This is a genomic window from Solibacillus sp. FSL K6-1554 (assembly GCF_038005185.1).
Classification (GTDB): domain Bacteria; phylum Bacillota; class Bacilli; order Bacillales_A; family Planococcaceae; genus Solibacillus; species Solibacillus silvestris.
In genome coordinates this window covers 1808892-1830185 of sequence record NZ_JBBOSS010000001.1, presented here as the reverse complement: position 1 = coordinate 1830185, position 21294 = coordinate 1808892, and the positions used below count along the sequence as shown (strand labels likewise).

At 33.9% G+C, this 21294-nt stretch carries 29 protein-coding genes; 10 read left to right on the top strand and 19 right to left on the bottom strand.

What is annotated here, in order from left to right; translation table 11 throughout:
• Nucleotides 1-256: 256 nt before the first annotated feature.
• The 4 genes from MHB58_RS08925 to MHB58_RS08910 all read right to left on the bottom strand — a co-directional run bounded on the left by MHB58_RS08925 (nucleotide 257) and on the right by MHB58_RS08910 (nucleotide 2908).
• Nucleotides 257-1051 carry an aminoglycoside phosphotransferase APH(3') gene (locus MHB58_RS08925; protein WP_014823947.1) on the bottom strand — a complete coding sequence of 265 codons (795 nt, stop codon included), beginning with the start codon at nucleotides 1049-1051 and terminating at the stop codon, nucleotides 257-259.
• A gap of 115 nt (nucleotides 1052-1166) precedes the next feature.
• The gene (locus MHB58_RS08920; protein ID WP_232504563.1) at nucleotides 1167-1688 is read right to left on the bottom strand and encodes an AAA family ATPase; all 522 of its coding nucleotides are present in this window, start codon (nucleotides 1686-1688) and stop codon (nucleotides 1167-1169) included.
• 33 nt (nucleotides 1689-1721) lie between these two features.
• The gene (locus MHB58_RS08915; RefSeq protein ID WP_339264461.1) at nucleotides 1722-2156 is read right to left on the bottom strand and encodes a hypothetical protein; all 435 of its coding nucleotides are present in this window, start codon (nucleotides 2154-2156) and stop codon (nucleotides 1722-1724) included.
• A gap of 53 nt (nucleotides 2157-2209) precedes the next feature.
• Nucleotides 2210-2908, bottom strand: coding sequence for a class I SAM-dependent methyltransferase (locus tag MHB58_RS08910; RefSeq protein WP_014823950.1), 699 nt, complete (start codon nucleotides 2906-2908; stop codon nucleotides 2210-2212).
• A 709-nt stretch (nucleotides 2909-3617) separates the two neighbouring features.
• Here MHB58_RS08910 and MHB58_RS08905 point away from each other — a divergent pair.
• The gene (locus tag MHB58_RS08905; protein WP_014823952.1) at nucleotides 3618-3803 is read left to right on the top strand and encodes a DUF4017 family protein; all 186 of its coding nucleotides are present in this window, start codon (nucleotides 3618-3620) and stop codon (nucleotides 3801-3803) included.
• A 57-nt stretch (nucleotides 3804-3860) separates the two neighbouring features.
• Here the strand turns inward: MHB58_RS08905 and MHB58_RS08900 are convergent, their stop codons facing one another.
• The 5 genes from MHB58_RS08900 to MHB58_RS08880 all read right to left on the bottom strand — a co-directional run bounded on the left by MHB58_RS08900 (nucleotide 3861) and on the right by MHB58_RS08880 (nucleotide 6368).
• Nucleotides 3861-3983, bottom strand: coding sequence for a hypothetical protein (locus MHB58_RS08900; protein ID WP_014823953.1), 123 nt, complete (start codon nucleotides 3981-3983; stop codon nucleotides 3861-3863).
• 199 nt (nucleotides 3984-4182) lie between these two features.
• Nucleotides 4183-4614 carry a DUF4279 domain-containing protein gene (locus MHB58_RS08895; protein WP_014823954.1) on the bottom strand — a complete coding sequence of 144 codons (432 nt, stop codon included), beginning with the start codon at nucleotides 4612-4614 and terminating at the stop codon, nucleotides 4183-4185.
• 98 nt (nucleotides 4615-4712) lie between these two features.
• Nucleotides 4713-5369: a YesK family protein gene (locus MHB58_RS08890; protein WP_065216030.1), complete on the bottom strand. Its 657-nt coding sequence runs from the start codon at nucleotides 5367-5369 to the stop codon at nucleotides 4713-4715.
• A gap of 14 nt (nucleotides 5370-5383) precedes the next feature.
• Nucleotides 5384-5872: a hypothetical protein gene (locus tag MHB58_RS08885; protein ID WP_340735066.1), complete on the bottom strand. Its 489-nt coding sequence runs from the start codon at nucleotides 5870-5872 to the stop codon at nucleotides 5384-5386.
• A gap of 4 nt (nucleotides 5873-5876) precedes the next feature.
• Entirely contained in the window at nucleotides 5877-6368 is a 492-nt protein-coding gene (locus MHB58_RS08880; protein ID WP_014823957.1) for an RNA polymerase sigma factor, read from the bottom strand.
• Between the two features lie 976 nt (nucleotides 6369-7344).
• Between MHB58_RS08880 and MHB58_RS08875 the strand changes: the two genes are divergently transcribed.
• The 3 genes from MHB58_RS08875 to MHB58_RS08865 are packed head-to-tail and all read left to right on the top strand — an operon-like array spanning nucleotide 7345 to nucleotide 9088.
• Nucleotides 7345-7554, top strand: a complete 210-nt coding sequence (locus MHB58_RS08875; RefSeq protein WP_008407170.1) for a hypothetical protein — start codon at nucleotides 7345-7347, stop codon at nucleotides 7552-7554.
• A 12-nt stretch (nucleotides 7555-7566) separates the two neighbouring features.
• The gene (locus MHB58_RS08870; RefSeq protein ID WP_008407171.1) at nucleotides 7567-7929 is read left to right on the top strand and encodes a spore coat protein; all 363 of its coding nucleotides are present in this window, start codon (nucleotides 7567-7569) and stop codon (nucleotides 7927-7929) included.
• Nucleotides 7930-7951: 22 nt separating this feature from the next.
• Nucleotides 7952-9088 (top strand): zinc-dependent alcohol dehydrogenase, encoded by a 1137-nt coding sequence (locus tag MHB58_RS08865; protein ID WP_087617328.1) that lies wholly within the window; start codon nucleotides 7952-7954, stop codon nucleotides 9086-9088.
• Between the two features lie 305 nt (nucleotides 9089-9393).
• On the opposite strand, the gene MHB58_RS08860 is transcribed toward MHB58_RS08865, so the two are convergent.
• The 3 genes from MHB58_RS08860 to MHB58_RS08850 all read right to left on the bottom strand — a co-directional run bounded on the left by MHB58_RS08860 (nucleotide 9394) and on the right by MHB58_RS08850 (nucleotide 11563).
• The gene (locus tag MHB58_RS08860) at nucleotides 9394-9879 is read right to left on the bottom strand and encodes an NUDIX hydrolase (protein WP_014823959.1); all 486 of its coding nucleotides are present in this window, start codon (nucleotides 9877-9879) and stop codon (nucleotides 9394-9396) included.
• Between the two features lie 54 nt (nucleotides 9880-9933).
• On the bottom strand, nucleotides 9934-10389 hold the full coding sequence (locus tag MHB58_RS08855; protein ID WP_014823960.1) for a GNAT family N-acetyltransferase: 456 nt from the start codon (nucleotides 10387-10389) through the stop codon (nucleotides 9934-9936).
• Between the two features lie 190 nt (nucleotides 10390-10579).
• Nucleotides 10580-11563, bottom strand: a complete 984-nt coding sequence (locus tag MHB58_RS08850; RefSeq protein WP_014823961.1) for an ABC transporter substrate-binding protein — start codon at nucleotides 11561-11563, stop codon at nucleotides 10580-10582.
• 150 nt (nucleotides 11564-11713) lie between these two features.
• Here MHB58_RS08850 and MHB58_RS08845 point away from each other — a divergent pair, with 150 nt between their 5' ends.
• From MHB58_RS08845 to MHB58_RS08835, 3 genes are read left to right on the top strand one after another with little or no spacing between them, the layout of a single operon-like run.
• Nucleotides 11714-12715, top strand: a complete 1002-nt coding sequence (locus MHB58_RS08845) for a FecCD family ABC transporter permease (protein ID WP_041865755.1) — start codon at nucleotides 11714-11716, stop codon at nucleotides 12713-12715.
• Between the two features lie 8 nt (nucleotides 12716-12723).
• A complete protein-coding gene (locus tag MHB58_RS08840; RefSeq protein ID WP_014823963.1) occupies nucleotides 12724-13761 on the top strand; it encodes a FecCD family ABC transporter permease in 1038 nt (345 codons plus the stop codon).
• 10 nt (nucleotides 13762-13771) lie between these two features.
• Nucleotides 13772-14551, top strand: a complete 780-nt coding sequence (locus tag MHB58_RS08835) for an ABC transporter ATP-binding protein (protein ID WP_014823964.1) — start codon at nucleotides 13772-13774, stop codon at nucleotides 14549-14551.
• Nucleotides 14552-14808: 257 nt separating this feature from the next.
• Here the strand turns inward: MHB58_RS08835 and MHB58_RS08830 are convergent, their stop codons facing one another.
• The 6 genes from MHB58_RS08830 to MHB58_RS08805 form a co-directional block, all read right to left on the bottom strand.
• A complete protein-coding gene (locus MHB58_RS08830) occupies nucleotides 14809-15396 on the bottom strand; it encodes a hypothetical protein (RefSeq protein WP_014823965.1) in 588 nt (195 codons plus the stop codon).
• A 110-nt stretch (nucleotides 15397-15506) separates the two neighbouring features.
• A complete protein-coding gene (locus MHB58_RS08825; protein WP_340735065.1) occupies nucleotides 15507-15770 on the bottom strand; it encodes a hypothetical protein in 264 nt (87 codons plus the stop codon).
• 155 nt (nucleotides 15771-15925) lie between these two features.
• Nucleotides 15926-16147 (bottom strand): serine/threonine protein phosphatase, encoded by a 222-nt coding sequence (locus MHB58_RS08820; RefSeq protein ID WP_014823967.1) that lies wholly within the window; start codon nucleotides 16145-16147, stop codon nucleotides 15926-15928.
• 514 nt (nucleotides 16148-16661) lie between these two features.
• Nucleotides 16662-16835: a hypothetical protein gene (locus MHB58_RS08815; RefSeq protein ID WP_014823969.1), complete on the bottom strand. Its 174-nt coding sequence runs from the start codon at nucleotides 16833-16835 to the stop codon at nucleotides 16662-16664.
• Between the two features lie 155 nt (nucleotides 16836-16990).
• Nucleotides 16991-17137: a hypothetical protein gene (locus tag MHB58_RS08810; protein ID WP_014823970.1), complete on the bottom strand. Its 147-nt coding sequence runs from the start codon at nucleotides 17135-17137 to the stop codon at nucleotides 16991-16993.
• A gap of 292 nt (nucleotides 17138-17429) precedes the next feature.
• Complete coding sequence (locus tag MHB58_RS08805) at nucleotides 17430-18482, bottom strand: S-layer homology domain-containing protein (protein WP_340735064.1); 1053 nt, start codon at nucleotides 18480-18482, stop codon at nucleotides 17430-17432.
• A gap of 122 nt (nucleotides 18483-18604) precedes the next feature.
• Here MHB58_RS08805 and MHB58_RS08800 point away from each other — a divergent pair, with 122 nt between their 5' ends.
• From MHB58_RS08800 to MHB58_RS08790, 3 genes are all read left to right on the top strand, one after another.
• Nucleotides 18605-18895, top strand: coding sequence for a PepSY domain-containing protein (locus MHB58_RS08800; RefSeq protein WP_014823972.1), 291 nt, complete (start codon nucleotides 18605-18607; stop codon nucleotides 18893-18895).
• Between the two features lie 96 nt (nucleotides 18896-18991).
• Nucleotides 18992-19264 carry a hypothetical protein gene (locus tag MHB58_RS08795; protein ID WP_014823973.1) on the top strand — a complete coding sequence of 91 codons (273 nt, stop codon included), beginning with the start codon at nucleotides 18992-18994 and terminating at the stop codon, nucleotides 19262-19264.
• Between the two features lie 539 nt (nucleotides 19265-19803).
• Complete coding sequence (locus MHB58_RS08790) at nucleotides 19804-20670, top strand: DUF2785 domain-containing protein (protein WP_014823974.1); 867 nt, start codon at nucleotides 19804-19806, stop codon at nucleotides 20668-20670.
• A gap of 148 nt (nucleotides 20671-20818) precedes the next feature.
• Here MHB58_RS08790 and MHB58_RS08785 read toward each other — a convergent pair whose 3' ends face one another.
• The gene (locus MHB58_RS08785; RefSeq protein WP_041865757.1) at nucleotides 20819-21235 is read right to left on the bottom strand and encodes a hypothetical protein; all 417 of its coding nucleotides are present in this window, start codon (nucleotides 21233-21235) and stop codon (nucleotides 20819-20821) included.
• Nucleotides 21236-21294 lie beyond the last annotated feature (59 nt).

The following is a 21294-nucleotide window of genomic DNA, read 5'->3' as shown; positions in this document are numbered from 1 at the left end:
CTATAGATGTGGAAATAATTATAAATATAGTTAAGCAAGCACTCCAAACACAGCCTAAAATTTTTTGATTATGTATATTTTTCCCTTGATGTAATTTTTCTAAGAGCTGAACCAAATTAGTAAACCATAAAATCGAGAACAATATAGCCCCTACCAGATATAAAATTTCCAAATTAACACCTCCCTTTACGATAGACTAACTTAGCGTTTATCCTGATAGTAATCTCCAATTTGAAGAGTCTTTTCAAACATTTACTTAGAAGAACTCATATAAACCGTTTACAAAATAATCGTACTCATTATCATCAATGATTTTGCCCCCATAGCCCTCAAAGAATATTTGTTTATCTATCTCATCTTCAAAAGCATTGGGTTTCGGACGAATAGCTAAAGATACGTCATATCTTGGGTCTCCGTATGCACCACCACCCCAGTCTATTACGCCTGTAATTACTCCGTTCTTGACTAAAACATTATCGATCGTAAAATCTCCGTGTATGAGTGTTTGAGGGCATTCTTTCGGTTTAAAAGATTTAATTTTTCCCAATAATTCTAAAGTACAACCCACATGATATTTTTTAAAATTAAGTTCTGCCTGGCATAGCTTCTCATCTAACCAAGGACGTTCACTTATTAGTTCAGAAGGACAAGGTGTTGAATGAATTTGCCGCAAAATATTACCAAAGTTATATATTATTTCGTGTCGTTTTCCCTTACTTTTTTCGTTATATAAAGCGGCTCTAACAGTTTCCCCTTCTAGAAACTCAATAAGAGCCCAAGATTCCTTTTCGGATACTTGTTCAACGAAACTCTTCACCTTTGGGATAGGTAATTTTGTTTTTTGAGTCAAACAGTTAAGTACTGTCACCTCTCGATTTAGTAAAGCACAATTTAACTCTCCCATTGTCCTCTTGAGTGCATAGATCTCTTGATTATTTTCGATTAAACCAACATTGGAACTATGTCCTTGTCGCGGGAAACTTATGGAATTAATCTTGTTAACGTATTCCTGTATTTCTCTTGGAATCTCTTCAATTCGAATTGGCAGCAATAGTACACCTCCTCTAGTAATCTCTTAAAAGCCGATTTTCACCCACTTGAGCTTAAATGGAAAATACGCATTTCTTATTAAAAAATGCGCTCAATAATAGTAGATATACTTTTGTTTAAAGAAGATTTAACTTTCCTTTTATATGTTGAATAATTTCATCGATACTTTTTTTTTCAGTATCTATATACTCTCCAAATTCGTATTGATTGTAGGCAGCTAAGCATTTATCGGTTTGTTGAAAACACCAGTTGCCTTCTTCCTCTCCACGTTCTCTTAACCTTTCGTATATTGTCTCTTTACTTGCATTGAGACAAAAATGATAGGTTTGTTTATCAATACTTTTAAACCCATTGTAAATATAGTGAAAGTATTCTATTTCCCTGATCGTCATTGGCACGATTAAATTGAGTTCATATTTAGTAATCAACTTCTTTCCCATATCAACCGTTAACTCTTTCCATAAATCTAAATCTTGAAAGTCTCCTGTAGCGGATTCTGTCCTTTTTATATCAATCGGAATAACATTTCTTAACATATAGCCTATTTCTTCAGGATCATATAACATACTATTTTCAATTTCGTTCAGGAGCTGATTTGCTATTGTAGTTTTGCCTACACCAAATGCTCCATTTATCATTATAATCAAAATACCATCTCTCCTGTTGTCCAGTTAACCTTCGACAAGACTATCCAATGCTTGTTGTATTTCTTTTTCGAAGAGTACATTATCTGAATTTAAATTTCCTCCATGTACATAAAATATTAAGATATTTTGTTTTTCAAATTGACTGTACGAAACTAAATTCATAGAAGCCGTCTTTTCAACAAATACTCTCTTACCATCCTCACGATCAGCTGCTGTGTCGAATTCATAAATAAAAACCAACTTTTCTTTTAACTGATATGCCCCTGGCTTCACCCCTTTTAATTTAGAACCAAATATGTCTTCTTCTTCTGGGGTATGTATTTCGACTAAATTCATTTTATTTCTTTGAAACGCCTCTACTACTTCTGCTTCAACAATATAAGCTCTACTAGTTACAGATTGACACGCTGCTAAGAAGAACACTAAACATAAACTACCTATCTTCTTCAGTTCATTCACCCACCCTAATAAAATTGTAGGTCACTTCTATAAATCCGTAATTTAATCTGGAGTTATACTTTTTTAAAAGTGCATACAATAAAATCCTCAAGACCAAATTCATCGTGATTTAAATTATTGTGCTGCATATCACGTATCTCAATTTCTTGGAATTCCGAAAAAAGGATCTGTAACTTTTCTTTGGAATATCCCAAACCACCGTATAAAGTTCGATCCATATAATATTGTTTATCGGATAGCGATGATCCACCGTACTTTCCGTTTTCTTTAAATGCACTAATCGAAAAATAACCATTATTCTTTAAATATTTGTTGATAAATTGAATGTAAGATACTCTTCGATGTGGTGATAGGTGATGAAAACAACCGGAATCATATATGTAATCAAACTCTTGTAATTCCAGATTTAAATTAAAGATATTCTCACAAACAAATTGAATTTTTACACTATTGACCTCTGCTTGCTCTTTTGCCCAATCAATTGCTCGTTGAGATATATCTACAGCGGTTACAGTACAACCTTTTTGAGCTAAATAAATCGCGTTTCGCCCATTCCCACAGCCAATTTCAAGTACCTTACGAGGCTTAATAATTTGTTTTTCAAAATTTTTAACCAAATGTTCGTCAGGTCTATCACAAAAAAATGGGACATTTTTTTCTTTATCTTTATAAAATGTATTCCAAAATTCTGTTGGCTCTCTCAACAAAGAATCTAGTAATTCATATAAATCTTCATTATTTTTAATTAACATCTAACCCCTCCTTATTTAATATCAATTGTAATATAAAGGAATTAATTCGTTATTACATTATATTTAAAGTACCATTAAATTTCTTTATCTACCGTTGGGGAAAGTTCCTAAATCATTGTATTAAATGGGCCTAGTATTCCTCTGAAATGAATAAAACGGTTAGGAGATAGTAACATATAGTAATGGATAAAAAATGCTTATAAAGCAATTAAAGAATGTTTAATTCAGAGGATAAAAATAGTATTATTACATATATTACAAATATTACATGAATAAATCATACCTAAACCTTTGTATGATGACTTTCCTTGAAGGTATTGTCTGCTCACTATCGCGTTGTTTCGTATGTTAGCCAGCCATTTGTAAATGGAAGATTACTTTTTTTGGAATCAAAAAAATAAAGGGTACTCAAGTTACAAGTAATTGACCTATATCCATTACTCTTTAATTTTTCACTAACATATCTAACCTTATCCTTATTCGTAAAACTTGATGCAATATAAAATTTCATGTCTTTCCTCCGATTAAAATCCAGAAAAATTCATTGTGAAAAAAGAATGTACAAAATGGATTCTTCTTTTTTGTTTTTATGTTTGGGTTTATAAAAAGACTGTTTTCGTAAAGTCTGCAGTTTATGCGTAGTAGAATTACCTTGGTAAGTTCTGTAAAATAAGTATATAACAAATGTTTAAAGGAGTTGAATGAATAAATGAAAAAAATAATGGTTCCATTATTAGTTTATTTAATTGTTTGTATAATTGCTGTTATGCTACCTGCTTCTGATGGATACAATACGATAGGTTGGAAATTGCTAATCGGCCAAATATACGCATTTCCCGTCTTAATCATTGCCTTTTTAATCTCTTTCTTTCTGCATAGAAGACTTTCACATTAATATGAAATAATAAATGAACAGTAAATACTGTTCATTTTTTGATGCATCGCTACATTTTTATTTCAATATTAATGGTATTATGTCAGTTTTATTGTCCCATTTAATAATCGCTTCTACCTCTGATCCATTTACTAAATTAGAACATCCTTTTAATAATGAAAACATACCATTTTCATCCAATGAAATAGTACCCCCTCCATTATCAAGAGAAAGTTCTAATTCCTCAGGCATTGGCTCAGTGCCAAAATATCTTATATAACTATAGTTGCTAAACACTTTCCTGTTAAAGCAATTCTGCTCGGAAATATTGCCAAAGCATCGTTTGACAATAAAATAAAAATAAGACCCTTGAGTAATTGGTATTTTTAAAGTAAAGTTGTTATTCTTCAGGGTCACTAAAAGGATATACATACATATCAATACCAATGGATGCATTGATAGCAGATGCAAACCTACTAAACTCAGGGGAGATTACTAATCCTGGTGTATAACCATTTATCATTGTTATCACTAATTGAATTTGTATATTCAAATTCAATTCTTCTTTTAATCGGTTAATTGTAACTGTTTTGTACTGGAAAACATTTAAAATGGGAAGTAAAACATCATCTGTATCAAGTGTTTCTAATGTTTCCGTTTCGAATTGCCACGATGTAAATGAACGCGTACGTACATCATTTATTCTTTCACCCATCCGATATATTGTTGTTGGCTGTACACCTAACATATCTGTTATTACTTCAACAGGAAAATCGTCAACATCATCCTTACCAGTAAAACTAATGTATGCATATAAACTTGTTTTCTCCATACAGCCCTCCAAAGGTTTGGTAAAAAACCACTAAAGCGGTGTTTATTTAAAAAAATTTACGTTGTGAATATATAGTTCTGATGCTATTCCAATTAGATTCAATCCCTTGCACTTCCTATCGGTTGAAAGATTTTACCCTCTGTTGTTTGTACTTTCAAAGATTCGTTTATTTCATTAAGACCTATTTTTATAAAAGGAACTTTATCCTTATCCCCTCCATCTACAAATTTCAAAATAATTTCCGTAGAGCCCCATTTACTCACGCTTTCCACTTCAATTTCTTTTCCAAGATATTTTTCACCTAGTAGTAAAGTAATTGCTTTACTTCCTTCAGAAATAGTGGAAACCTGATAACCTTCTGTTTCTACAGGAGTAGCACTTGCCTGTTCAATAATCCAATATCCATCTTGTGAAAATATTGATATCCCGATTGTAGTAAAAAATATAATAGGTAAAAGGAATAAACTGATTTTATCTCTCTTATTAAGATACTGTGATTCAATTCTACGTATTAGTAAGGGTAAAAATAATGTCCCCAATATACTAACAATAAAAAAACCTACTGCTAGAAATAAATAACCCATCCCTTCAAATCCTCCAACCATGAATATGCTGTACGCAACAATCATTCCTGAAAAGAGAAAAGTGATGACAGGTGCCAAATAGTATTTGCCGTTCCTTTTTGAAGCAATAAATACAAACGCAAAAAATATAATACCTAAAAACAATCCAACCAACATGATTAAATAGGCCATGCTAGCACCTCCATTTATAAAAATAACTTCAACACTTTTTCTAAAAATAAAATAATCACCAAATCAGTCACCAGGGATATCCAGATCCATTTTTTATTAAAGAAAGTAAATGTAAATACCAGTAAAAATATGGAAGATGGTATGTAAAATAAAAAGATTCCTGATCTAAAATACTCTAGCAATGATGGTACAGACTCCGCACCATTATATTTAAAGCTGGAGTAAACAATATAAAACAAAATTAACGCTCTTACAGTAATCAGTAATAACTTTAATCCATTATTAAACTGCACTAATTTTTTTAAGGGCTTTAACTCCACATTCTCTGAGTAATCGTGCATTGGCATAGTTTTATTAAAGTTCTCTGTACTATCATATAATATTTTGCAATCTTCACAGTTTGTGATATGTTCTAAAATAACCTGTCTCGGTTCATCATCAAGGTCGTTAATTATGGGAATCAACTCCTGAGATAAAAGATGTATTTTTTTAAAAGAATCCATAGAATTACCTCACTTTAATCATTCTTTTCCTCATTCTGAACACTATCGATTTAATTGTAGATACTGGTATATTTAAAAGATTGCTAATTTCATTATAGTCATAACCATAATATTCTTTTGCTATAATAATTGCTTTTTCAGAAGTTGACAGCTTGCCTAAAATTGTTTCCAATTCATTGTTTATTGTTGCACTTACTTCTGGTGTATAATTGTCAACCAACAACGTCTCTATAATATTCTCATCTTGAAGCAACTCAGGCTTCTTCTTTTTATAATAATCAAGTAGAGTATTTTTAACCCCTGTTATTAACCAACTCCTCATATACTTAACTTCTGTAACTATGGAGGGTGAAACTAAAATTTTTGTAAAAAAATCTTGAATAATATCATCAGCTATTACGTCACTTTTGGTAAGACCTATTAAAAAATTTCTTAAATATGCATAATGCTCATTGTATATTTCTTCAATAAGAACTAAAGGATTCATTTTAGACATTTTTTAATCTCCCTGAACCATTTTCCCTTCAAAAGTGAGACGACTAGGCAACTTCTAAAGTTGCTTTTATTTTCTTTAATTAACAAAAGTAAGGATAATTTAACTAAAATTACCCATTACCACTCGTTTTTACTTCCTGTAAAATTCCAATTTTTTTGTTACCAGGCAACCCTTGTATATACTAGTAATTTTCACAAGAGGATATTGAAAATAATATAAGCCGTTTGTAATACCAACAACTTATAAAATGCAAAAAGGCGCAAGGAGATTTGGATACCTTGCACCTATCTTTAAACTAATTGTTCAGTTAATTCACATTAACATCAAAAACATAAGTTCCTACGCCATTTTTCCATGTAACTTTCATTTGATTGTCTCTTGATTAGAACTATTACAACCCGTTAAAACATCATAAAATGTATATGGATTGCATTACTTTTTCCATCAATTGCAAACTACTCATAGTTTTAATTCTATGAGATCTACTTTCACATCGTCACACACCCGATTTTGCTTCATACATATACAGCTCATCCCCTTACAAAAACACCAATTAACTCTCACGGTTACTGACTAATTGCGGCTCGATTGTACGTTCTGTTCTGCCTCGGTGTGCAACGATCGTCTCCCCGTTCACCGCAAATGCCCGGATATTAACCTCTTCGAGTCTTTTTTAATGATTTCCACATTCATGGACAATGAGGTATCGATGTTATTCGGCGATTTATCAGTAGATTCAGTAGGGCTATTTCCCTGCTGATTTTTACTATTCTTCATTTCCCTTTTCCCTTTAAAAAATGAAAACATGGCACCGATACCTTTCTTTGCTTTTCTACAATTATTTCAATCATACCGTCCTTTTATACACTTTAGTATCTTCATTTCTAATCCAAAACCTAAATGTATATATAGACTTCTACAGGGTAGACTTTCATCGTGGTAACTTTTTAAAGAAAAATCAGGAGGTGTGCTAAACGTGTTAGAAAAAAAATTAGCACTTCATGAAACAATGGAATTTCATGAAGTCATAAACTTTATGACAACGAGTTTACTCAAATCGAAGCTGAGTCAAGGGGTTGTCTTTGATGATGATTTAAGAGCCTTATTAGACAAAAATGTTAAATTATCTACCCCAGCACTCACTGCCATGGTCAAGCTTTACTCTAAATCAGAATTAGAATATTAGGAGGACAATGATATGCAAGACTATTTAGATCCTATAAATTCAGTTGGAATGCCTGAACTAACTGATTCGGGAGTTGCTCTTGAGTTTTTACTTACTACCAAAACGGGTATTCGAAATCTTTCAATCGCCTTAACCGAAACAGCTTCCCCTGCACTTCAAAAAATCATGAGAACTCAGCTAGATGTCATGATTGATTTATATTTTGAGATTTCTGATCTAATGCAAAAAAAAGAATGGCTGAAGCCCTTTAATCTTGAAGGTCAAAAAGAACTGGATATTAAATCTGCAGAAAATGCGATTAGTATTGCACAGTTGGAATTATTTCCTAAGAGCATGAACCGCAAAGGAATGTTCCCTACCCCACCAAAAAATTAACTAAAAAAGAGGGATATTTTAAATGAAAGCTGTTACTTATCAAGGTGTTAAAAATGTTGAGGTTAAAGAAGTACAAGACCCTAAAATAAAAAAAGCCGATGATATTATTGTCCGCCTAACAACAACGGCCATTTGCGGGTCAGACTTACATTTGATTCATGGAATGATTCCAAATCTTGGCCAAGATTATGTTATTGGCCATGAACCGATGGGAATTGTAGAAGAAGTCGGTAAGGATGTGACGAAGGTAAAAAAGGGTGATCGGGTTATTATTCCTTTTAATATTGCATGTGGTCAATGCTGGTACTGCAATCACGAGCTGGAAAGTCAATGTGATAATTCCAATGACAATGGTGAAATGGGTGCCTACTTTGGCTATTCAGACACTACAGGCGGTTTTCCGGGAGGACAGGCAGAGTATATGCGCGTTCCCTATGGAAATTTTCTCCCTTTCAAAATTCCGGAAAAATCAGAAGTTCCTGATGAAAGTCTCGTTCTCCTTGCCGATGCTGCCTCTACTGCTTTTTGGAGTGTAGAGAATGCCGGTGTAAAAAAAGGAGATACGGTTGTTATTCTTGGCTGCGGACCAGTTGGGCTATTGGCGCAAAAATTTACTTGGTTAAAAGGTGCGGAAAGAGTAATCGCAGTTGACTACATCGGATATCGTCTCAAACATGCAAAGAAGACAAATAAAGTGGAAATCGTTAATTTTGAAGACCATGAAAATTGTGGTGAATATTTGAAAGAGATTACAAAAGGCGGCGCAGACGTTGTCATTGATTGTGTCGGGATGAGCGGAAAAATGACGCCTCTAGAATTCCTTGCAAGTGGCGTAAAACTGCAAAGTGGCGCTATGGGAGCGATAGTCACAGCCAGTCAAGCTGTACGTAAAGGTGGAACAATTCAAATTACCGGTGTTTATGGTGGGCGATATAATGCCTTCCCACTCGGTGATATCTTCCAACGCAATGTAGCGATACGTACTGGACAAGCACCAGTTGTTCATCTTATGCCTCATGTCTATAATTTAATTGCTGATGGTAAAGTGAATGCAGGTGATATCATCACACATGTCCTCCCTCTCGAAAAAGCAAAACATGGCTATGAAATATTCGATACAAAACAAGAAGATTGCATTAAAGTGGTTTTAAAACCTTAAATTTAGTGTGTAGGTACTTTTGTCTCTGTTATTTCAAAAGTACCTTTTCATTATTGGAAGAGCTAGTCTAATGTAAAAACTGCCTTTAATTATTACATATTGTTACCCCAACCATTCTTCAAATCTGGTCCTAAAATGAAGATGAACGCTTATCCTTATTTATTTCAAAGATAACATCAGATTGTAGAAGTTATAAATTAAAGCATAACTATAATGGTATAAGACCGTTGTGTATTTCCTTGCGTAAAATCGTTTTTCTGTGTCCTTAGTTATGAACGGTATATGTATAAAATTTCATACGGCATTTATTGTATAGCACAGTCCATTATTTCCTGATAAAGCCCATTCCATTTTGAATAATAGTCGGAAATATCATTAGGGTTTATAAAAATACGTCGGGTCGATTCATATTTACCTTCAAATGGTAACAATTTTGTGATATTCATTTTGTAGAAAACTTGATAACCAATTTTAGGATATGGACTCCCTTCTGTCCACATTGGATTTTCACAATGGTCTACAATTATATGTCCCAATAACTTACATTCCCCTTCAATATATCCCTCTTCCAAAGCTTCCCGTTTAAAGCATTCCTCTGGAGTTTCCTCTGATTCGATGTGTCCTCCCGGAAAATCCCACCCTCGATCCTTTAAGTCGACTAGTAACAGTTGATCTTCTTTAAAACAAAAACCGTGTACACTTGTAATCAAATTAGATTGAGGAAGTAAAGTATTTTTTTCCCAAATTAGTTTAACTCTTGATTTTCCCCAATTAACATAAGTTGTAGTCATTTTTCTCCTCCATTAAAAAAGCTTCTTATTTTCTACTGAATTTGAATAAAGGTTTTAACGGTGTCCATCTTTCCTAGCTTGTATATAGCCATAATATACACAAGTACCATGGGTTGATACGTCTTTCACTTCCAATCCGCAGCTCTCGTAAAATTTAAAATTGTTTGCTGAAGTGTGCGCAAACCAATCCCCATGCGGAAGTTTTTGAATACATAACTCAACAAGTTTTTTCCCTAACCCTTTGCCTCTATATTCCGTTAAAACGACTAAATCCATTATATTTGCTGCCATGATTTGATCGGATATCACTCTCACCATTGCAATCATTCTCTCATTATCCCAAACTGTAAATGCCCAAGTGGAATTTTTAAAGATGAGTGAGTATTTTTCTTTTTGCCACGATGGAATATTTTTTGCCCATCCAGCATCTTTAAACAAGGACTCAACAAAATCGGCTGGAATCCCATCAGTACCTTCTCTAATTACGAAACCATTAAAATACTGATACATTTGCGCTACTCCTTTCAGTGATAGGTATTACATAATAATTAGATAAGAATGTGGTATTTCCCTCTAATAGATTGTAATTATTTTCGAAAAGCTTCCCTATGTATTTTTAATTTCACTTTAAATAAAAAAGACGTTATAAAATTGCAATGAAACCAATTCTAAACGTCTGCTCTTTTAAATTAAGTAGCAATTAAGGAGCTAATAATTCTTGAATTTCTTCAAGCATTTTTCGAGCTGCTAAAATACCACCTGCTGTATTCCAAACAGCATCATTCACGCTAATAGCTTTGCCATTTTTTACTGCATTAAGATTTTGCCATAATGGATCAGCTGTCCATTCAGCTTCTGTTGCAGATGCTGAATCGTCGCCTGTTGGTAGATAAGTAAAGTAGAATAGCAAATCCCCATCCATTTGTGGAATTAATTCTTTACCAACTTCTACTGCCATTTGATTATCTTTAGTAAATAAATCCGCTTGCTCTCCTACGCGGTTAAAGCCTAATTCTTTTAAAATAACACCTGAAAATGAGTCAGTGTAATAAATTCTAGAAGTGCCTGATAAAAAACGAACGACAGATACAGATTGATTAGTTACATCACCTAAAGATTCTTTTGTTTCTTGAATTCTAGCATCATAATTCGCCAACACTTCTTCGCCTTTATCTACAGCATTAACTGCTTCTGCATATAATGTGAAATTATCTTTCCATTGTCCTGTTAATGTTTCAGCAAAAACTGTCGGCGCAATTTTACTTAAGTTTTCATAATCAGCTTCTTGACGGATTTTATTACCGATAATTAAATCTGGCTTTAACTTAGCAATCGCTTCTAAATCGATAGCTGTTTCTTGCCCTACAACTTCTACTCCATCCATTTGTTCTGCAATATGTTCATACCAAGGTTCACCTGACCATGAAGATACCGCGCCAACCGGTTTAATTCCTAAAGCAAGTAATGCCTCTGTTCCTTCATTTGTTAGTACGACAATTTTTTCAGCTGTTGATGTAATATTTGTAGAACCCATCGCATGCTCTACTGTATATGATGTAGATTTTTCCTCTGTCGGCTCAGCACTTCTTGCCTCTTGGGTTTTTCCTGAATCGCTACACGCAGCCAGAACACAAACCGTTAACAATAATAAAACTCCTAAGATCTTACTCAATGACATTTTCATACTTTTCTTCCTCCGATATGTGTGTTAGTATTATTGTGCTAATACATAATTGATAATGATTATCATTTTCTAACAGTTTAAATCATATTTGACTAAGAAATTTCTGTCAACATTATTTTTTAAATATTCATTCTTATCAAAGGAATTCATATGATGAAAAGTAACTTTTCGAAAGTAATTCTATTATTATTTGGTTTTATTATGATGATAATAGGGATCGTGCTAAGTATTACATATGGCTATGCTAATACAAATCTCCAAACAACTTGGGAAGCATTTTTCCATTTTAATAAAAGTAATGAACATATCATTATTCTTAGGCATCGTTTACCTAGGGCGCTTATTGCCACTTTTGTTGGAGCTTCCCTTGCAATAGCAGGTGCTTTACTCCAAACAATGACAAGAAATCCTTTAGCTTCTCCAGGTATATTAGGAATCAATGCTGGTGCTGGCTTATTTGTAGTACTTGCTATAAGTATTTTCCAAATGACAAGTCTCTTTAGTTTTACATTAGTTGCATTTTTAGGTGCGGCTGTATCAGCCCTTAGTATTTTAGCAATTAGTTCTATTGGTCATGGAGAAATGATGCCTATGAACTTGACTTTAGCCGGGACTGCTCTAGGTGCGTTGTTTTATTCCATAACTCAAGGCTTGTTAGCGATCAATGAAGCACAGCTCGATCAGGTATTATTTTGGCTTGCAGGATCTGTACAAGGAAGGGATCTCCAAATGCTCTGGGTAGTACTGCCTTTTTTTGCTATAGGCTGGCTTATTACTGCGATTATGGCGAAACAATTGAATTTGTTGTCATTAGGTGAGGATGTTGCAAAAGGGCTAGGATTGAATGTTCTTAAAACCAAGTTATTAATTGTACTCATTGTTGTGCTACTAGCTGGAGGTTCAGTTGCAATCGCTGGACCAATAAGCTTTATCGGTTTGATCATTCCGCATATTGCCCGCAAAATAATTGGTACGGAACATCAATGGTATATTCCGTTAGCTGCACTTCTTGGAGCGATTTTATTACTATTTGCAGATTTAGGTGCACGCTATATCATCATGCCACAAGAAGTACCCGTGGGCGTCATGACTGCCATAATTGGTACGCCAATCTTTGTATATATAGCTAGAAAGGGATTTAATAAAGGATGAAAAAGTTAATGAACTTACAATCAAATTATTTTTCACAACTAGTAGATTTAAGCGCTGTAAAAAAGCTATTCATATTACTGCTTATAGTTGCTTTAACGTTTATTTTGAGTTTATCGATTGGTGATTCCTTTATTTCTCCGCTTAAAGTTATTTCGATACTCTTTGGTAATGGTTCCGCATTTGACACATTAATCGTTCAAGAATTTCGAATGCCACGAATTTTTATCTCATTATTTGCTGGTATGGGGTTAGCAATTTCGGGTGCAATTTTACAAGGAATTATTCGTAATCCTTTAGCTTCACCAGATGTGATCGGTATTTCAACTGGTGCAGGCACAGCAGTTGTTGCATTTTTGGCACTATTTAGCGATGCTAACAATTCACTAACTGTAAGTATTGAATGGATGCCGTTTGCAGCGTTTATTGGTGCTTTAGCTACGGCACTACTCGTCTACAGTTTAGCTTGGAAAAATGGCGTCTCAGCTACACGGCTCGTCATGATCGGCGTTGGAATTGCTTCATTGATGCAGGCCGTCACAACCTTATTGATGCTCATTGGCCCAATTTATCAGGCAAGTAAAGCAAATGTATGGATTACCGGAAGTGTGAATAGTGCAACATGGCAACAAGTGAAAATTATTATTCCTATAGTCACTTGCTTATTCATCATTACCTTGCTCGTTACTCGCCATTTAAATTTACAGCAATTTGGTGATGATGTGGCAACTAGCCTAGGACAACATGTGCAAAAAACGAGACTGGCATTGTTACTTTTATGTACCGCTCTTGTAGGGAGTGCCGTATCATTTGCAGGTACAATTGGGTTTGTAGGGTTAATGGCTCCCCATATTGCTCGAAAATTAGTTGGATCATCATTTGGTTCGCTAATTCCTGCTTCAGCTTGTATCGGTGGAATTTTAGTTGTACTTGCTGATACGATCGGACGGAGCTTATTCGGTTCTATTGTTGTTCCCGCAGGGGTATTTACTGCCGCAATAGGGGCACCTTACTTTATTTATTTGTTAATTAAAATGCAAAAAAGGTAGGCTGATAACAATGATTGAAACAAAGCAGCTACAGTTAAATTACGGTGAAAAAATTATTATCGAGCCTTTAGATTTAGTTGTGCCTAAAGGAGAAATCACCGTATTAATAGGCGCAAATGGTTGTGGGAAATCTACACTTCTAAGATCCATTGCTCGATTATTGAAACCCCAAAATGGATCTATCTTATTAAATAATGAGGATATTACAAAATTATCCGCAAAAGATACTGCTAAGAGATTAGCCATTTTACCACAACAACCAATGGCACCAGAAGGTTTAACCGTCCTACAATTAGTGAAACAAGGACGATTTCCGTATCAAAATTGGCGCAAACAATGGTCTAATGAGGATCAACTCATTGTTGAACAAGCGATTGTTGCCACAGGTTTGATAGAATTTAAGGATATGGAAGTTGAAAATCTTTCAGGTGGACAAAGACAACGGGCATGGATTGCGATGACTTTGGCGCAACAAACAGATATTATTTTACTTGATGAACCAACAACCTATTTAGATGTCACACATCAAATTGAAGTATTAGATTTATTGTACAAACTTAACCAAGAAAAAAATCGTACAATCGTAATGGTACTGCATGACATCAATTTGGCTTGCCGCTATGCTACCAATATTATCGCCCTCGTTAATAAAGGAATATATGCGCAAGGAAAGCCAAAGGATATTTTGTCAATAAAGCTCGTTCAAGATGTTTTTCAACTGAATTGTGAAATTATAGAAGATCCAATATACGGAACACCTATGTGTATTCCGTATGGAAATAAAAGATAACCAAGGCATTGTCTTGGTTATTTTTATTTACTCATAAACACATTTTCGTGAACGTTGTATTTAATAAATTGGGCCATTAAAATGCAAAAAGAGCCTTTCCTTATTCAAAGAAAACGCCCGATTAATGAATATCATTTTTTTCTAAAGTGGAGAGGCTAACACTAACTTGGACTATAAAATAAGGGGTTGTAAACTTAGACTTTCAATCAAAGGATCTTCCATTTACATACCTCATTTGTATTCCTTAATCAATCCCCCTATTTCCTCCCCCATTTATGCATAATAAGATTGGTGAGCGTAATTTCTATAATAGGATCTTCTGAAATATTTACATTCACCTCTGTATCATGTGGGATTAAATACAATCCAAAAGAATCGCCATCTTTATAATTTATTCCAGATGTACCAGACTCGTATATTTTAAAATTGCTGCCACGATAAGTTGCCCTTGCAGTTGCTAAAAAATCGAAAGAAAATCCACCCTGTACCCGTTTATGTTCGATACCTGATACTAACGTTGCACCATGTAAATTATATTTGCCACTTGTTCGAAAAAACACTTCGTAATTTGCTTCATTTAGAGTAATTACATCAGATACGTAAATCTGATGTTCACCATCATCAAAAAGAACTTTTCCTTCATTACTTTCAGGATCACTTAAATCAATCAAGACGGAATACGTACCATCGATGGGTTCAAGCTCAAGGTAATAATCCTTTACGTTATCCGCAATATCACCCATTCCATAAAACCACAAGTTTATAGAACCTGTAATCCAAAGAAGGCATACAACTATTGGAAGGCCTATTAACATCGCTTTTAATAGTAATCGTTTTCGGTTCATGTCATCACCCCTAATATTATTCAGTGAATAAGTCATCGCTAAAATTATTATATTAATGAAGAATAGCGCATGATTCAGGAGTCGTGATATCCGTATCACATAATTACTATTTAGGTCTGACTAGCTTTACGAACTTCAAGAAACTTGAACACCAAGTAACAAATGATTAATATTACGCCAACCATGAATGCGATAAGGAAGCCAAATATCCCTACAATACCGACCCATCCAATTGTAAATGTAAAGAAAAATAGTAAATAGCATAAACCAGCTATTATGATTGCAATAGGTACATTAAATGGGAATAGTCGTTTCCAACCAAAACATAATAAGGAAGTAGACAGTAAAACTACAATTAAAATGATGATGTGCATTATACCCCATCGGAACCCCGCACGTGACTGTAATTCCTCCCCAAACCTAATCTGAGTATTTAAATCATACAGCGTAAATGCTGCTGTTGAAATTCCCACCAATAACATAATAGTGAAAGTGACTCAGTTTATCGTTATAAGAATATTTTTGTTTTTCATTTTTCCTCCCAATTTTTTGTTTTTCGTAAAAAGAAAAAATGCGGCTCACCTGGTCTTGTTTTTCTAAATAGCCTGATAGTATCAAGATTTGACATAGCAAAAAAGCTATTTAATCTTTTAACAATACTATCACGGACTTCAACTTCCTTTTCAGCTTCAATCGCTTCAGGATATGCAAAAACAATTCCCATCGTACCCTCATCTGGTGGATTTAACATAACCCCTCAAGAGAACGTACGTTTAATTGAATAAAGCACTTTTCTATTCAAGAAAAGCGCCCGATTGTTGAGGAAGGCATTTACTTATTCAAAATTTATGTAATTATAAAAATAATATTAATAAGCGTTATCACTATAATACTGATTAAGGCTTTCGATTTTGTATTACGAATTGCACTTTCAGTTAATTGAGGTTCTTCTTTGTACATCCCTCGTTTCCCCCATAATAAACTTTCTTCTGGATAGAAATAGATCCATATTAAAAGTCCATATATAATAATGATTAGTAATACTCCCACCTTTTACCACACCTTCCTAAAGTAGTCCGTAACTAATATACGATTAAATTTCTTGATAGTTTCAAAATCTTTATTCAATCGCCAATTCCTTTTGGGTTGCTCAACAATCTGGCCCTTTAACGGAAAAACGCGATCTTCTAATTGAAGAATCGCGCCCTATAATTGAATAAAGCACTTTTCTTATACAAGAAAAGCGCGCCATAATTCTTTAACAATTAATTAGTCTTATTATTATAGCAATCCTCACAAATTAGTTTTCCTTCATTTTGTATATAGGCTTTAATTTCAGTCATACCTTTTCGTTCTGGATAACACATTTTTACAAAAACTACATCGTTTCCTTTAATTTCTTTATCGCATTTAGTACATTTAGGTACAATTTTAAACAATGTATATCCTTCCTCTCTATTATGTTAATCTTTATTACGTTTAACTCTAAAGAAAAGTTTCGTATTCCATTAAATGGCCCTTTAATGAAAAAAGACCCTTCCCTTTATTCAAGGAAAGCGCCGATTGTTATAGAATATTCATCAACTAAACAAAGTTATAACAGCCATTCAAATATTTTAGCAATTAAAAATAAAGGTAAAGCGACTAAAGTAAAACCAGCAATGAAGTAAGAAATGTAGTATAAAGTTGACTTTAATATATTAAAGACTGCGCCTGCCAAGTCATCAACAAATTTTAACATTCAATCACTCCACCTTTAGGTATTTAAATTTATTATAATGCAAACTGTATAATTTATCTATAAATAGAAAAACACACATTAATTGATTTTTGGTTACATTTTATTGAAGAAGGTTATTCTAGTTATTCCACAATATGGCCCTATAACGGAAAAACGCGATCTTTTTATTGAAGAATCGCGCCCGATTGTTGAATAACTTAATTTATAATGATAAAAACATCTTACGAGTCAAGCTTATAAATTCAAGCAAAACAATGGGATGGCAAGCATCCCATTGTATTTCTATTGTTCCTTATTTTTCTGGTGTCACATCTTTATAAGAAACTTCAAAATTACCCTTTGTTCCTGTAACAGTAACCTCTAGAACTTTTTCCTTACCAGTTCCACCATTATCAAATCTTGCAAAAGTCTTACCAACTTTTTTAGGCTCAAGAATAGCGTATACATTGTTTAATGTATGTTCTATACCAGTCCCATCAAGGAATGCTGTTGTTTCATAGTTAGAAATTTCCTTAATAGAGATAATAGAAGAATCATCAATTTCAGCTTTGTCATGTACCCATCCTCCAGTTGCAACCTTACCGACACTTCTATTAGTTATATCAAAGTCTTTGAAATATAAATATTCATATTGAGTTCCTTTTTGCATACTATTAATCATCAATGATAACTGAGAGCGCTTAAGGGCTTCTCCTTGTCTAAACTCTAAAGTTTCCTTGTCTTTATAAGTTTTACCTGTTTTGTAACCAGAGACAAATCCATAATAATGCATCGTTTCGATTGCTTGACTGAATTGCCCCTCTAATGTAAGCATTATATCGCCATTCTCAATGGCACTATTTTCTCCGCCACCTACATACCATGTAGTGTCATCAAAACCATTTAATCCTACATCGTGACCACCAATTAATGGTATTTCAAATCCTTTTACTAAAATTGAAGACATTTGACCACGAGTTAAAGGGTCGTTGATGCCGAATACACCGTTACCCTTTCCTTTAACAAGTCCTGCATTCTCTAAAGCGGCAATATATTTATAGAATTGGTGATCCTTTGGAACGTCCTTAAATTTAGGATTTTTAACATTTTCTATATCAAGTTCTAAAACTTTTGCAATTATACTAGAAGCTTGACCTCGTGTTACGTTCTCGTATGGTCTAAATTTGTCATTAGTTCTACTAATAGCTTTTTGATCTATTAAGCTTTCTACTGCTGAATAGAAGTTGTCTGATGTCTTTACATCTTGGTAATGCACTAAACTAGCGCTTGCATCTGCACCTGTACCCATCATACTTGTGAAAAATAAACCTGTTGCTAACCCTGCTGTAATTAATGTCTTCTTCATTTCCCTTCATCTCCTATAACACTTATTCCATTTTAAGTTTGTTTATATTTCTGTACATCGTCTTATGATTGACATACCTACACATACCTATCCTGCTGTACAACGCTGTACAGACGGAAAAAATGAAAATTAGTTTCAAATTTATTCTAATTTTTTTAGTAGCGCTAAATAACGCAGAACAATATTTGTTGAATCCTCCAAAGGAGTGGGTAAACACACTCTCTTTTAACGGTTTAGAAGAACTTAAAGAAGAAAATATTAGTATGTACCTGATACAGAAAAACGGCTTTTGGAATAAATTAATAAATAGAATGCAGTGGGAAATTACGATAAATTCTTCAGAAATCTCTACAACTGTTATAATTGACGCCCATACTGGAAAATTTATAGAATGGATTGGCGGTTTTAGTTAAACAAAAAATATATCCTTCAACAAACATCCCCAAACACCGCTTTGGGTGCATTTTTGATATAATAGCGTATCTAAAAATTTATAAGGATGTATTGCATTGAAAAAATATCTAAAAGGTTATGCATTAGGAGTCTTATTTGGTTTAATCTTCACTTCACCGTCATTTGTTACAAAGGTTCCGTTGTCGTTCAAACAGCATTGGATTGCATTAATAATATTTATACCTGCTATTGTTTATTTTTGCTTAAGTTATAGTGAATATAATGAAATTTCTTTCAAAAAGGAAAATATTAAAAAGAGTGTGTCTTTTATAATTGGCGGTATTTTAAGTTCTTTAGCAGTTGATATAATTTGGGGCTTACCAGTTTAACTTGTTATACAACTTTATACCGAAAAATGTTCCCAAATTAAAGTTTGGGCAGATTGCAAAAGTCGAAAACGTTGATTTAACAGCGTTCTCGACTTTTTTGTATCACATTGTTTATACGAATTTTTTTACAGTCAGATGAAACCCTTTATATAAAGGCTTTTATACTTGCTGGGCATGATCTTTAATTTGTATAGAAACTTGTATATCCATTCTTTAATCGTTATAAATCTGCATCTTCTCTAAGACTCTCCAAAGGAAAAATATTGCTCCACAATATGGCCCTATAACGGAAAAACGCGATCTTCATATTGAAAAATCGCGCCCGATTGTTGAAAATCGTTAACTAATGCCTCTGTTAGTTGTAGTCGAGTTCGATTAAAGTATGTAGATTTCTAGCGTTATAATTTGTCTGAATACACTTTTTAAGATAGCACACCTATAAAGTTTTCTGCGAATATAGATTTGAATTAATCGTACCATTTGTAAAAAAATACAAATTATTATCCACTTAGATTATAATTCTCTAGGGGGGTGCTTTTATGTCTAAAAGTGTAAGAACTTCTGAGGGTACGAGAACCAAATTGATGTTAGATTTGCAAAGAATTGAGAAGGATAAGTATCAGTTACGCGAAGGTGAGCAACATCAAGACTTCTTACCTTTGTTACTTCAATACATTGGTGATCCTGAGCCAGAATTGCGGGATAACCTGATTTATCCGATGTTTTATATGTGGATCAAAGAAGAGAAGAGGTTTAATGGTGAGGAGTTGCGTAGCCTCTTAACTGTTCTGACTGATGAAAATCATTTGTTCTATAATATTGGTAGCGTGGAGGACCAGTCAGTTTTTACAAGGTCGTTCTCTGCATTGCCTATCGCCTTGATTGTGCAACGACACAAACAGAAACAATTTTTAAAGCAATCGGAAATTGAACAATTAATGCATGTAATGCTCCGTTATTATAAAGAGGAGAAGGATCTGCGAGGTTACATTACAATAGGAGGCTGGGCTCACAGCGCTTCTCACGGTGCGGATGTTTTTGTCGAGTTAGTGCAGTGTGAGGAGAGTAGCGTCCCAATGCTACGAGAGGTTCTTGTCGCTATTTCTGGCATGCTTCAAAATGGTAAACATATTTTTTGTGATGAAGATGATGAGCGGTTGGTCAACATCGTGGATACGATGATTGACCAAGTTTTACTTCCACATCAATATTTGACTGATTGGGTTAACAGTTTAGCGCAATGCTGCAATTTCCCTAGAAGTCGCAGTCAGGTGGTAGCTCGTGTAAACTCCAAAAATTTTTTACGCAGTCTTTATTTCAGAAGGAGACAAGAAAGCCGAGGGAATGAGCTTAACACTGTTATGCTTGATACTGAGGCACAATTAAACAGGTTTTCTATCAACTAAAGGAGAACGGACAATCCCAAAAGCAAAAGCTATGATTAACTGAGGGATTGTCTGGCATCTATGTCTACTTAAAGGCTCCAACTTAACAATACTAAATGCGTGCTTCATTAAAGCGCCCGATTGTGGAATAAGTAAGGAAATCAACTTACTATTCGGAATATAATTTAGTAAGCGTATTTAATAGGGTGAAGAACTTATCTGGATTAATAATATTGTAAGAGTGAAGTTCATTAGAATCATTACGGAAGTACATATTTTTTTCGTGTTCGTACACATATATAGTGTAGTTTTGGTTAAGATTTAATTTCATTGTTGCGCCTTCTTTAAAATTGTAAATCATAGCAGATGGTATAAATTCTAAATCAAGCAATTCCTTAATAATTTGTTTGCGCTTTTCCTCTGGATTTATGACAATCGCATGAGATTCTAACGTATCTGGTCGATAAGACAGTTCTGTACCTTCTATATCGAAATCAGCCTCAGTTAAAATATCCTTTATGGTGTATATATTTTCATTTTTTTCTTGAGCGGTATTTTGTTTGCTTTCATACAATCTTCCTCCCATAAATGCTCCAACGATAAGGAGGGCACAAATGGCTGTTAAAAAAATATTTTTTTCATATG